This window comes from Candidatus Nitrotoga sp. AM1P (genome assembly GCF_013168275.1).
In the GTDB taxonomy this organism is placed as follows: Bacteria; Pseudomonadota; Gammaproteobacteria; order Burkholderiales; family Gallionellaceae; genus Nitrotoga.
Genome location: NZ_AP019547.1, coordinates 980748 through 994845 on the forward strand (window position 1 = coordinate 980748; position 14098 = coordinate 994845).

Sequence of the window (14098 nt, forward strand, 5' to 3'; positions counted from 1 at the left end):
ATAGTTAAAAGTAGGGGGTTCTTGGGGATTCAGTTCTTATGCACTCCGTCAAAAATAACATCGAAAAATCAAACGAATGATACCAAGTTGATGAATCAAGAGTGAACGTTTAATCGGCATGCTTCTACGATAAATCCATTACAACAACTTAATAAAAAACCACATATTAATTACAGATACTTAATATGCATTTGGCCACAGAATGAAAGACATACTCCTCACGGCATGGCGCTACCGCTATTTCATTTTCTCTTCCATTAAAACTGAGCTTAGTACAAAATTTGTACGGAGTCATTTAGGGGGACTGTGGATGATCTTAAACCCACTAGCTCAGGTACTTATATTTGCTTTTGTACTCTCAGCGGTGCTATCTGCTAAATTACCCGGTATCAATAACAAATATGCCTACTCCATCTATCTGATGGCTGGCACTTTAGGTTGGACGCTTTTTGCTGAAATTGTTAACCGCTGCCTGACCCTATTCATAGATAACGGCAACATTATCAAAAAACTGACATTTCCTAAAATAGCTTTACCTCTTATCGTTACTGGGAGCGCTTTGATCAACAACATTTTATTGTTTGTAGCCATTTTGGCAATATTTGGCATACTGGGACATCCCCCAAGTATTGCACTTATTTGGCTCCCAGCAATCATGGTGATGACTATCGCCTTGGCACTTGGGTTAGGCCTGACCTTGGGTGTTCTAAATGTCTTTATGCGCGACATTGGACAAATCGTACCCGTAATTATGCAATTTCTGTTCTGGTTCACCCCTATTGTATATATGGTGAACATCATTCCGGAACAATATCAAAGCTGGCTGGTGCTAAACCCCCTCATTCCCATAATCACCAGCTATCAGGATATTTTGCTATATAACCGTGCGCCCAACTTGGCCGGATTAGGTGAGACTGCAATAATTGCGACTTTCCTACTCGCTTTTGCGCTGCTGCTGTTTCGCAAGGCCAGCCCCGAAATGGTGGATCAACTATGAGTGGCGAACTACATGTCAAAAATCTGGGTAAATCTTACCGCCAATGGGGCAGTGAATGGCGGCGTGTGGTTTCCTGGTTTGTGCCAACCATTACCCCGCGTGAAGAACATTGGGTACTCAAAGACGTGAATTTTTCCATAAGCCCTGGTGAAGCCGTTGGCATAGTTGGACAAAACGGTGCAGGCAAAAGCACCCTGCTAAAACTCATTACCGGCACCACCCGCCCTACCCTGGGCCAAGTAAGATTACGTGGCCGAGTGGCGGCAATTCTGGAACTGGGCATGGGCTTCAACCCCGACCTGACGGGCCGACAGAATGCTTACCACTCCGCTGGTCTTATGGGCCACAGTCAGACTGACATAGAAAAAGCGATGCCTGAAATTGAGGCCTTTGCCGAAGTTGTCGATTATTTTGAACAACCAATGCGCACTTACTCGAGTGGTATGCAAATGCGTGTAGCATTTGCCGTAGCCACTGCTTTCAGGCCCGATATTCTTATCGTGGATGAAGCGTTATCGGTAGGCGATGCTGCCTTCCAACGTAAGTGTTTTCACCACATCGAGGCATTTCGTGCCCAAGGAGGCACCTTACTCTTTGTCAGCCATGATATTGAAACTGTCAAACGGCTATGTGACAAGGCGATCTTTATCCATCATGGGACAGTCAAAGCAATTGGAAAAGCGAAGACCGTCTGCGACGAATACGAGCAGACGATTTTTGGAGACGTCGCCAAGCGCACCACTATTGCCAGCCCTACAAAATCGGTTGGATCGCTAGATTTAGGCCTTAATTCTGAAAGTATCGAAAAGCAGTATGGCGATGGCGGGGCTGTCATTTTCTCTGTCACGATAAAAAGCGCTTCAGGAGAAGCCATTAATGTCATTCCCGAGGGAGTCCCGTTTTCCGTTAACTACCAAATTCAATTTGCAAGACCCGCTCGCGGCGTCAAATTCGGAATGATGGTGAAAACTGTCGAGGGCGTCTGTATTTACGGAACCAACACTACCAATTGTTCCATGCAAGAGTCTTTTAATGCCCAAGACGATATTTCGGTTTGCTTCGAGCTGCAAGGCAATTTGGTGCCTGGAACATATTATCTCAACGTGGGATCGACTTACGAATCAGACGATGGACCAGTGTTTCTGCATCGTAGAGTTGATTGCCTGATCTTTCGAGTAACATCCTCCGAATGTCATTACGCAGCGGGTTATGCAAATCTGTTTGCCAAGCCAGCACTCAGTCAATTCAGCGAATCACAAAAAGTGTCAGAAGTGGTCTTATGATAGCAATCATTGCGGGTATGCAGCGTAGCGGTTCTACGTTTTCCTTTAACGTTGCCAGAGAGCTTCTGGAAGCGCGTGGAGGGGTATCAGTCTTTTCCACAAATGCCTTCGATGAGGCTCTGGATGCATCAATGAACAGTAATAATCTAATCATAAAAACTCACGCACCCGATCATTTCACCAACTTACTTTTGAAAAAGAATGCACTGCCCTGCATCTGCACTATCCGGAAACCTGAAGATGCCATCGCATCATGGATGAGAACATTCGAATTTTCTCTCGAAGAGTCGGTAGCAGCATACGAAGGATGGCTTGCCTGGCACCGCCAGATGTCCAAGCATGTTCTAAACATTGACTATGACGAAATCGAAAGAACACCACTATTAGCTGTATTGAAGATCGGGCGTTACCTGCTTCGGGATATGAAAATAAATGAGATCATTCAGATCTGGTGGCAATTCAGAAAATCTACGGTGTACAAAAAGACTCAAGGACTTCAAAGAGAAACCCACGAAATTGTAGACATGGGTTTCAGCTATTACGACAAGAGAACCTTCTTCCACCGGCGCCATGTCTCATCATTGGAGATGACGTCAGCACATGAATTTCTTACCCAGCAGCAAATTGCTTTTGTTCGTCAGGAACTAAAGGAATATGTGGACGTCGCAGGCAACTATCACTGGTAACACGAGGTAAATAATGACGTTCGTTTCTTATGCCCAAAATTTTGAAGATGTAATGCTATGGCGCGCGCTCAAACACGTGCAAAATGGTTTCTATGTAGACGTCGGCGCGCAGCACCCGGTGGTTGACTCTGTCAGTAAGGCCTTCTATGCGTATGGCTGGAGGGGTATTCACATTGAGCCTGTCCCTGAATATGCCGAACTCTTGCGCAAGGACAGGCCTGACGAGACAGTATTGCAAATTGCGTTGGCTGATACAGAAGGCACACTTGAACTTAACGTCATTCCGGACACAGGCCTAAGCACAGCCGTAGACGCCTATGCGCAACGCCACCAAGTGGAGCGAGGTTATGAGCGTCAGCGGATACAAGTGCCGGTTCTGACGTTAAAATCAGCATTGAAATTTTTGGTGGGCAAGGACGTTCACTGGCTGAAAATTGACGTTGAAGGGTTCGAAGAACGGGTTCTCAATGGGTGGGACACCCAAGTCTTGCGTCCATGGATAATGGTAGTTGAGGCCACCATCCCAAACTCACCCAAGACAGATTACGCGAGCTGGGACCCAATCCTCACAACAGCGGACTACCAGTTTGTTTATTTCGACGGACTCAACCGTTTTTACATAGCTAAGGAGCATGCCGAGCTTGCTGAGGCATTTTCTTGTCCGCCGAATGTTTTTGACGATACGATACTCGATGCAAGCTCCCACCTTTGTCGAGGTGTGATAGCGTCATATCAGGCACGACAAGAAGCGGCAGCATGGGCGCAGAAGTCTGACGCCCATGCCGCCGCAATTCGCGAGCAAGAACTTAATGCTCGATTAACCCGGGAACAGTCTGATCACACCACCAGCCAAACGCGCACTAAATGGCTTGAAAATGAGTGGAACGCGGCCAAGGCCAAAATCGATGAACTGAATCATCACAATCATAATTGGAGAACGATGGCAAATGGGCTTAACCACGAACTACAAAGTGTTTATGCCAGCAAATCCTGGCGTATCACTTCACCGTTGCGCAAAATCATGCTGGCTACTAATCGGGGATTGACACTACTTTCACTCCAAATGCGATGGTTGCTTCGTTTGACAAAGCGCATGACCAAACCATTGGCAGTGTGGGCGATACGTCAAACCATCGCTAAACCAACCTTAAAGGCATATGCATTGAGTGTGCTCACCAAGCATCCGCACCTTATGCAGCACCTGCGCCAGTTTGCCATGCGATCGGGATTGATTGCGGGCTCAAACATGCCGTCGCAAATCAATCAACGGGTATACCTCGGCTCAAATCCGAAGAATGTTGCAGGAGCTTACCCACCGGATCTGTCAGAACAATCGATAAAGGAACTCCCTCCTCGCGTCGTCCGCATTTATTCGGACCTGCAAAAAGCAATTAACGTGAGGAGATCCAATGCGCATTGTAATTGACATGCAAGGTGCGCAAGGTAGCAACCGGCAACGCGGCATTGGTCGCTATACCCTCTCTATAACTAAAGCAATCATCCGCAATCGCGGTGATCATGAGGTGCTTCTCGCCCTCAATGGGCTTTTTCCTGACACCATTGAACCGATACGCGCTGCGTTTGATGGCTTGTTGCCACAAAAAAATATCCGTGTCTGGCAGGCACCAGGGCCGAGATATGATTCAAGCAACGAAAATCATTGGCGCACTCGCGCCGCCGAACTAGTTCGTGAGGCTTTTCTAGCGAGCCTCAAGCCGGATATCATACTTGTCAATAGCCTTTTCGAAGGATCAAATGATGATGCTGCCACCAGCATTGGCATGCTGAGTCGCACCATGCCGACGGCGGTGATCCTACATGACTTGATCCCCCTGATTCACCGCCACCTCTACCTGCAAAATCCGCTGGTCGAGTCCTGGTATGAGAATAAACTCGGCCATCTGCGCCGAGCCGACCTGCTGCTCGCTAATTCGGAATCATCTCGGCAAGAGGGTATTCGTTACCTCAGTTTTCCGCCTGAAGCATGTCTCAATATTTCTGCGGCAGCTGACCCTCAATTTCAGCCGCAGCAAATTGACTCCAAGCGAAAATCAGAAATTCGCCAGCGTTACGGGTTGCATCGCCCATACGTGATGTACACAGGCGGTATAGATCACCGTAAAAATGTTGAAGGTCTTATTCGCGCCTACTCGAAACTGACCAAACCGCTGCGCACCAGCCACCAACTAGCGATTGTTTGCGCTAATCTGACCCTTAGCAGTCGTGCTGCCCTGAAAAAAATCGCCAGGGAGCAGGGATTAAAGGATGATGAAGTGGTGCTGACGGAATTTGTACCTGAAGATGATTTACTCATGCTTTACGGCTTATGCAAAACCTTTGTATTACCATCGTGGCATGAAGGCTTTGGCTTGCCAGCTTTGGAGGCGATGTCTTGCGGGTGTGCAGTAATTGGCTCCAACACTTCCAGCCTACCAGAAGTGATTGGCCGCGATGACGCTCTATTTGACCCGATGGACGATATGACCATCGCTGAAAAGCTTACGCAGGTGCTGACTGACGAAAAATTCCGATTAGAATTAGAACAACACGGCCTGGAACAGGCCAAGCTATTTTCATGGGATACCACTGCGCAACGGGCAATTGCCGCCTTTGAAAACCTTCATACGAGACAATCTTCCGATGCTTCAGTGTTGTGCCCCCTTCCCTGCCGGCCCAAACTGGCGTATGTCTCGCCATTGCCACCAGTGCGTAGCGGTATCAGTGATTATAGCGCCGAACTTCTGCCCGAGCTTGCACGCCATTACGATATTGACGTGATCGTGGCGCAAGACTCCGTGTCCGTACCTTGGATCGAGGCCAACTGCCCGATTCATAGTGTGGAATGGTTCAAGACTAACGCAAACCGTTACGATCGGGTGCTCTATCATTTTGGCAACAACACCTTTCATCAGCACATGTTTAACTTGCTGGAAGAAGTGCCGGGTGTCGTCACTCTGCATGATTTTTTCCTATCTGGTGTAGTAGGTCACATGCATTTTAGTGGTCAGGAGTCTGTTTCCTGGGTTCAAGCTCTCTATCAAAACCACGGCTATGCGGCCATGCAACAACATTTCAGTACCTCAGATACGGCGGAAGTACCTTGGCGCTATCCGTGCAATTTAGGTGTACTTCAGACTGCCCTTGGAGTAGTTGTACACTCCAAAAACTCCATACGATTGGCTGGCCAGTGGATCGACGAAAAAGCGGCTGATGACTGGGCGGTGGTTCCGCTCCTTCGCATTCCAGAATTTGGTATTGATCGAACTAAAGCACGCCGCTTGCTTGGCTTTGGCAATGATGATTTTGTGGTGTGTAGTTTTGGTTTACTCGGGATGACCAAGCTGAACCATCGATTGCTCGACGCTTGGCTAACCTCGACTTTAGCGAAGAATATCGATTGTATACTGGTATTCGTCGGCGAGAATCAGGGCGGTGTGTATGGGGCAGAACTGGTCACCCGGATCCGCCAAAGTGGCTTAAGTAAGCGTATTCGCATTACCGGCTGGACAGACACTGCCACCTTCCGCCATTACCTTGCGGCGGCCGATGCAGGGGTGCAATTGCGCACACTCTCCCGTGGCGAAACGTCGGCAACAGTACTGGATTGTATGAATTACGGCCTTCCCACTATCGTGAATATTAACGGCAGCATGGCAGACCTGCCCGATGACGGAGTATGGAAGCTGTCAGACGAATTTGATGATGCGGATCTGGTGGGGGCACTGGAAACCCTGTGGCGTGACCCTGCTCGCCGACAGCAATTGGGCGCGAGGGCGAGAGAGATCATTCTTACGCATCATGCTCCACGGACCTGTGCCGACCAGTACGCCCAGGCGATCGAGTCTATATATCAGACAGCGCTTACCAACGAGTCCGCTTTAGTCCGCGCATTGTCCCACATTGAACCGGCGCCGACAGAAGCTCCAGCGTGGATCTCTGTGGCAGAAGCAACGGTCCTTTCCATATCACCCCGGCATGTTCCCCGTCAGTTATTAATTGACATCTCGGAACTGGTTCAACGCGATTCAAAAAGTGGTATTCAACGAGCTGTGCGCAGCATTCTAAACGAATTACTTGCCAATCCACCCGCTGGCTACCGGGTGGAACCCGTTTATGCCACACCTGATCACAGCTACCGCTATGCCCGGCGCTTCACTTTGCGCTTCCTCAACTGCCCCGAATCGATCCTGACAGATGATCCAATCGAATTCCGAGCTGGTGACCTGTTTCTGGGGCTGGACTTACAGCCTCAAGTAGTGCCGTCTCAACAGGCCTTTTATAAGCAGTTGCGCAACTACGGTATACAGGTTCAATTCGTAGTATTTGATCTTTTGCCTATTATTTTGCCCAAAGCTTTCCCTGAGTGGGCGACAAAAATACATCAAGACTGGCTGCAAGTAGTGACTGAAAGTGATGGTGCTATTTGCATCTCCAAAGCCGTGGCTGACGAGCTAACAGACTGGCTCAAGGCGAACGGATTAGCACGTCAACGACCATTCATGATTGACTGGTTTCATTTGGGAGGGAACATAGAAGCATCATCCCCATCCAAAGGTGTGCCAGACAATGCAAGGTTAGTGTTAAGTCAACTAGCGAATCGTCCGAGCTTCTTGATGGTCGGCACCTTGGAACCCCGTAAAGGTTATATACAGGCACTTGCTGCATTTGAAAAAATATGGGCGGAAAACGTAGATGTGAATTTGGTGATTGTTGGCAAACAAGGTTGGATGATGGAATCGCTGGTAGATCGTCTGCGCCAACATCCCGAACTGGGGAAGCGCCTATTTTGGCTAGATGGCATCAGCGACGAATACCTGGAAAAAATTTATACAGCCAGCACGTGCTTAATTGCTGCCAGCGCGGGCGAAGGCTTCGGACTACCGCTCATCGAAGCTGCCCAGCATAAAAAACCCATAATTGCGCGAGATATTCCCGTGTTCCGCGAAGTGGCAGGTGAACACGCATTTTATTTTAGTGGGCTTGCCCCCCTTGCCCTGGCGAGGGCGATTAGTGAATGGTTAACATTAAACGCCAATGGATTGGCACCTCAATCAATTGGCATGTCCTGGCTCACCTGGCAGCAAAGTGCTGAGCAATTGCTTACAAGAGTTTTAACGAGCCGCAACCAGCAGGTTTTACAAGAGTCAGCCGTATAAATCTATTGGTGAATTCAATTTATCTCGTGTCCTAATACCGTGTGATAGCGTGCAGACGACTAGTAGATTGATCATTAAAATTACACCGTAAATTTAGTCATTTTGACTTAATGTAAGTATATGTAATAATACAATAAATTTATTATTTATAATAGTTTTTGCGTAGTTTATACTTGTATTTCAAACATAGGAGGCTAACAAAATTATGCTATTCTTTAATCTAAATTTATAGACGAAAATTTACGTAAATTTTTAGTTTCTCTAATTAATAATTTCATAGATACTTTTAACTGTGTATTTTTAACATACAGGAAATATTACCTTGCAATAGAAATTTATTACAATTTTCAGCCCAGTTATTGGCTTACTCAAACTACACTTATATAAATTCGGATGTGGAAACACCAAATAGCTCACCTCTAAACAAATCAGGAGACCAACATGTTTAAAAAATTATCCGCCGTATATTTAATTGCTACTCTGGGTATCATCGTAGTAACCCCTGGACAGGCTGCCGTTCAACGTGCCTTTGTTGCGTCCTATGGATTGAACTCCAATACTTCCTTTGACTGTGATGTTGCCCACCCCTGCCGCCAGTTTTTAGCAGCAGTAACCGTAGTCAATCCAGATGGCGAAGTCGTAGCGCTCGATACCGCAGCGTATGGCGCCGTCACACTCACCCAGTCGATCTCTTTAACGGCAGCTCCGGGGGCCTATGCCGGCATTACTGTCTTTCCAGGCTCAAACGGAGTGACGATTGCCACTCCCGGAGTGAATGTAGTGCTACGTGGCCTGACTATTAATGGTCAAGGCGGTACTAACGGGATTTTAATGACAGCTGGTGCCAAGCTTTCAATCGAAAACTGTGTCATTTCCAATTTTAATGCTGGTGCCCAACACGGCGTTTTTGTTAACACAGCCGCTACGGTGCGGATGGTGAACACCCTTATTCGCGATAGTGACGTTGGCATTGAGTTTCAGGGGGGAGCGACGGCCGATATCTCCGGATCCAAGTTTCTCGGAAATATCAGCAATGGCATCTTTGCGAATAACACAAATAGCTCGACTACGACTGTCGCTATCAGCGATACCGTCGTGACTGGAGGAGGTGTTGGAATTGAAGCATTTTCGACTGCTGGAAACTCGCGAATAAACATGATCCGTTCAGCAGTTACTAATACCACCGAAGGTATCGCGGCATCTGCCTCGGGCGGAGCTGCCTCAGTAACTCTCAGCGACAGCATGGTGACGGGAAACACAACGGGGTATTTCCAGAGCTCCGGCGGCACAATAAGGTCGCTGGTCAATAACATTATCACGGATAACGGCGGTAATACAGGTGTACTTACTACTTTAGCTCCTTTGTAAAACCGGCCGAACCGGTCATATCCAACGGTCCTGGATAAGCCCGCGGTCTTAACAATTAGGAAATGATCATGTTAAAAAAATCTCCAGCCGTATATCTGCTTGCAGTTATGTGTGCAATGATAGCGACCCCTGCACAATCCGCCGTTCAGCGTGCCTTTGTTGCATCTTATGGATTAAACTCCAATACTTCATTTGACTGCGATGTTACCCACCCATGCCGCCAGTTTCTAGCAGCGGTAACCGTAGTCAACCCAGATGGCGAAGTCGTAGCGCTCGATACCGCAGCGTATGGCGCCGTCACACTCACCCAGTCGATCTCTTTGACGGCAGCTCCGGGTGCCTATGCCGGCATTACTGTCTTTCCAGGCTCAAACGGAGTGACGATTGCTACTCCCGGAGTGAATGTAGTGCTACGCGGCCTGACTATCAATAGTCAAGGCGGCGATGCCGGTATTTTAATGACCGCTGGCGCCAAGCTTTCAATCGAGAACTGTGTCATTGCTAATTTTTCGATTATTGGTAGCCCCTTTAACCAATACGGGGTATTAGTCCAAACAGCAGCAACGGTGCGGATGGTTAACACCCTTATTCGCGATAATGATATAGGTATTCAAATTCAAGATGGAGCTACGGCTGACATCTCTGGATCGAAATTTTTCGGTAATTCCACTTATGGCATCGTTGCATTCAATGACATAAACGGCACGACCACGACTGCTGCTGTCAGCGATACTGTCGTGACAGGGGGTGGCATCGGTATTTATGCAATTGTGGATTCCGCCTCCACCGCCACCGCCAGAGCAGAGATAGTCCGTTCGATAGTTTCGAATTATAGCGGAGGCGTTGCTGCCGAAAGCCAAAATGGAACCGCTTCGGTTAGTATTCGTAAGAGCATGGTGACAGGAAGCAGTATATACGGGCTTGGACAGATCGGCTCTGGCGCAACGATGACATCTTACGGAAATAATATGCTATCGAATAACTCCAGCAACCTTCTCGGCACATTAACTACCGTAGCGCCCCTCTAAATCAGTATTAGCGTATTGAAGGCTTGTGAAACCAAATATAGTCAGCTTACTCTAAGCTAAACCAGTGGGAATGAGGATGTTCTAATCAATCTTTATTAATTGTCGACTTTAAGGTATCTGAGCATAATAAAAACTATGAAGTGCGATACGGTTTGTGCAATATGGATACGGGAATGAAGGTCATTCTTTCAGTTAATACCATCAAACCATCTTTGTCCGGGATCGGCCGCTATACATGGGAACTAACAAAACGTATTCCAACTATTCAGGGTGTGAAGTCAGTACGTTTTTTTTCTGATGGTCGCTGGGTGAACAATGCAAGCTCGCTACTCGAACAATCGTCAGTCAAACTTGCTATACGTCAGCGGCTAATACGTAGCCCTTTGGTAGTAGCGGCATATCGTTGTTTGTCTCCCCTATTGTTGCGCCAACGTTTACGAGATTACTCTGATCATATATATCATGGCACAAGTTTCTTGTTGCCCCCCTTTTCTGGCCCGGCAATTGTAACCATTCACGATTTGTCGGTTTTTCGTTACCCACAGTTTCATCCTCCTGAGCGTGTTTCTTTCATGCAACGGGAAATTCCAATAACATTGGGCCGTGCCAATTTTTTGATTACAGATTCAGAATTTATTCGGCAAGAGATCATCGAATTTTTTGGTTGGCCAGCAGATAAAGTGCGGGCTATACCGTTGGGAATTGCCGAGGACTACTGCCCACGAAGGATGGAGGAAACAGTTGATGTGCTAAGAAAATTTGGTCTAGAATTTGGTGCTTACACACTTTGCGTAGCAACCATTGAGCCCAGAAAGAATATTGGGACATTACTGTCAGCCTATGAAGCATTGCCACAAGCTCTAAGAAACCGGTATCCACTGGTGCTGGCGGGAGGGTATGGATGGAGAAGTGAGGCTATTCACCGTCGCATTGTGCATGGGCAGCGGCAGGGGTGGCTGCGCTATCTTGGGTATGTATCTGAGGCCAAGTTGCCTAAACTTTTTTCCGGCGCCCGGGGATTTGTTTACCCCTCCTTATATGAGGGTTTCGGATTGCCCGTGCTTGAGGCCATGGCGAGCGGCTTGCCAGTGTTAATATCCAATCGCGCATCATTGCCGGAAGTAGCCTTAGGAGCGGCGCTCATTGTGGAGGCGGAAGACGTTCAGACTATGACTGAAAATACCCGTGTGCTACTGGAAGATGATCAATGGAGGGAGACCGCGATTAAACGATCTCTGGAGGTGGCAGCACAATATTCCTGGGAAACGACCGCTCGGAAAACGGTGGAGATCTATCATTCCGTTAACAACCACCTAGCAACGGATAAGCCCGTGCTTAAACAATTATGAATGTCACCAGGAAGACAAAGAAATGAGGGCGCTAATTTGTGGAGTAGGCGGGCAGGATGGCGCATACCTTTCAAGACTTTTGCTAGACAAGGGATACGAGGTCATCGGCGCATCAAGAGATGCCATGGCCTCTTCTTTCAGTAACCTGAAGAATCTCGGCATTCTGGACAAAGTGATCACTACTTCGATGGCCATTACTGACTTTCGCAGCGTCCTTCAAACTTTGGTTAAGCATCAACCTGACGAAATTTACAATCTCGCTGGGCAGAGTTCTGTCGGGCTTTCTTTCGAGCAGCCTGTGGAAACGATGGAAAGTATCGCAATCGGAACGCTGAATTTGTTGGAGGCAATCCGATTTTACGGAAAGCCGATACGGCTTTACAATGCAGGTTCAAGCGAGTGTTTCGGTGAGACTGGCACTAATCCAGCAAATGAGGAAACACCATTCAGGCCCCGAAGCCCCTATGCAGTAGCCAAAGCTTCAGCACATAACCTTGTTGCAAACTATCGGGAGGCGTACAGTCTCTATGCGTGTACCGGCATTTTGTTTAATCATGAGTCTCCCCTCCGCCCAGAACGTTTTGTGACACAGAAAATTGTCAGTACTGCAGCAAGGATTGCTTCGGGCAGTAATGAAAAATTGGAAATGGGGAACATCGATATACAAAGAGACTGGGGATGGGCACCTGAATATGTGCAGGCGATGTGGAAAATGCTACAACTAAATCACCCCGAGGATTTCGTCATAGCTACTGGCAAGACAGTAACCTTGGAATTCTTTATCGAACAAGCATTTCAATTTTTTGGATTACATTACAAAGATTATCTTGTTATCAATTCAAACTTGTATCGTCCAACCGACATCCACATCGGATCAGCGAACCCATCTAAAGCTAACAAATTATTGGCTTGGCGTGCCCAAGTAAGAATTGAGACAATCATAGAGAACATGTGTATCTCGACCAAGAATGCAATTTACACTTAGTCGCCATCAATTATTCGGTATCATTTTTATACTGTTTCTTCACTGACAGCCATATTTCCCAAATATTTTGGCTGAAAATCAATATTGTTAGGAATTATCCTCTATGCAAAAAATCGCTTTAATCACTGGTGTGACAGGACAAGACGGCGCTTACCTGGCCGAGTTTCTGTTAAAGAAAAGCTACATCGTGCATGGCATCAAGCGCCGTGCTTCTTTGCTCAACACAGACCGCATTGACCACCTGTACCAGGATCCTCATGTCAGCAATCGTAATTTCATTTTGCACTACGGTGACATGACTGATTCAAGCAGTCTAATTCGCATCATTCAGCAAGTACAACCAGACGAAATATATAACCTCGCTGCGCAAAGCCACGTGGCTGTATCGTTCGAAGAACCTGAATACACTGCCAACTCCGATGCATTAGGAGCGTTACGCGTGCTTGAAGCGATTCGGATATTGGGGCTAGAGAAAAAAACCCGCTTCTATCAGGCTTCAACTTCTGAGCTTTACGGATTGGTCCAGGAAGTTCCACAAAAAGAAACCACGCCTTTTTATCCTCGGTCACCTTACGCAGTCGCCAAGCTTTACGCCTACTGGATCACAGTCAATTACCGTGAAGCCTACGGTATGTATGCCTGCAACGGCATTTTGTTTAACCACGAATCTCCCATTCGCGGCGAAACCTTCGTTACCCGCAAGATTACCCGCGCCTTGTCGCGCATCAAGCTGAATCTTCAAGACTGCCTCTTTCTGGGAAACCTGAATTCCTTACGTGACTGGGGGCATGCCAAAGACTATGTTGAAATGCAATGGCTGATGTTGCAACAGGACAAAGCCGAAGATTTTGTCATCGCCACCGGCGTGCAATATAGTGTGCGCGATTTTGTGACTGCGGCAGCAGAAGAACTTGGCATCAAAATACAGTGGGAAGGAACAGGCGTAGATGAGAAGGGCTACGATGCAGCAGGAAAATGCATCGTGGCAGTTGATTCGCGCTATTTCCGTCCGACCGAGGTCGAGACCTTGCTGGGGGATGCGACCAAGGCAAAAGAGAAGCTGGGATGGACACCAAAAATCACATTTAAGGAACTGGTGGCAGAAATGGTACGCGAAGATCTGAAGGCCGCCGAGCGCGACGAACTGGTTAAGAAACACGGCTACACGGCCATGGACTACCACGAATGAAATCCGTATCCACCTCGTCGTATCGGAGTCGATCGCTCAACGAAACATCTTAATTCA

10 protein-coding genes are annotated in these 14098 nt (G+C 47.5%); all 10 read left to right on the top strand.

Annotation, left to right across the window (positions count from 1 at the left end):
- Positions 1–202 precede the first annotated feature (202 nt).
- The 10 genes from W01_RS04355 to gmd all read left to right on the top strand — a co-directional run bounded on the left by W01_RS04355 (position 203) and on the right by gmd (position 14041).
- Positions 203–997: an ABC transporter permease gene (locus tag W01_RS04355; RefSeq protein WP_173052402.1), complete on the top strand. Its 795-nt coding sequence runs from the start codon at positions 203–205 to the stop codon at positions 995–997.
- Entirely contained in the window at positions 994–2280 is a 1287-nt protein-coding gene (locus W01_RS04360; RefSeq protein ID WP_173052403.1) for an ABC transporter ATP-binding protein, read from the top strand. The genes W01_RS04355 and W01_RS04360 overlap by 4 nt, the downstream gene beginning before the upstream one ends.
- Positions 2277–2966, top strand: coding sequence for a hypothetical protein (locus W01_RS04365; RefSeq protein ID WP_173052404.1), 690 nt, complete (start codon positions 2277–2279; stop codon positions 2964–2966). The genes W01_RS04360 and W01_RS04365 overlap by 4 nt, the downstream gene beginning before the upstream one ends.
- A 13-nt stretch (positions 2967–2979) precedes the next feature.
- Complete coding sequence (locus W01_RS04370) at positions 2980–4392, top strand: FkbM family methyltransferase (protein WP_173052405.1); 1413 nt, start codon at positions 2980–2982, stop codon at positions 4390–4392.
- Positions 4376–8122, top strand: coding sequence for a glycosyltransferase (locus W01_RS04375; RefSeq protein ID WP_173052406.1), 3747 nt, complete (start codon positions 4376–4378; stop codon positions 8120–8122). The genes W01_RS04370 and W01_RS04375 overlap by 17 nt, the downstream gene beginning before the upstream one ends.
- A gap of 441 nt (positions 8123–8563) precedes the next feature.
- Positions 8564–9490: a right-handed parallel beta-helix repeat-containing protein gene (locus tag W01_RS04380; RefSeq protein ID WP_173052407.1), complete on the top strand. Its 927-nt coding sequence runs from the start codon at positions 8564–8566 to the stop codon at positions 9488–9490.
- A gap of 68 nt (positions 9491–9558) precedes the next feature.
- Positions 9559–10518, top strand: coding sequence for a right-handed parallel beta-helix repeat-containing protein (locus W01_RS04385; protein ID WP_173052409.1), 960 nt, complete (start codon positions 9559–9561; stop codon positions 10516–10518).
- A 173-nt stretch (positions 10519–10691) separates the two neighbouring features.
- Positions 10692–11867 (top strand): glycosyltransferase family 4 protein, encoded by a 1176-nt coding sequence (locus W01_RS04390; RefSeq protein WP_173052411.1) that lies wholly within the window; start codon positions 10692–10694, stop codon positions 11865–11867.
- Positions 11868–11889: 22 nt separating this feature from the next.
- On the top strand, positions 11890–12852 hold the full coding sequence (locus W01_RS04395) for a GDP-mannose 4,6-dehydratase (RefSeq protein ID WP_173052413.1): 963 nt from the start codon (positions 11890–11892) through the stop codon (positions 12850–12852).
- A gap of 103 nt (positions 12853–12955) precedes the next feature.
- Positions 12956–14041 (top strand): GDP-mannose 4,6-dehydratase, encoded by a 1086-nt coding sequence (gene gmd, locus W01_RS04400; protein ID WP_173052415.1) that lies wholly within the window; start codon positions 12956–12958, stop codon positions 14039–14041.
- Positions 14042–14098: the final 57 nt, after the last annotated feature.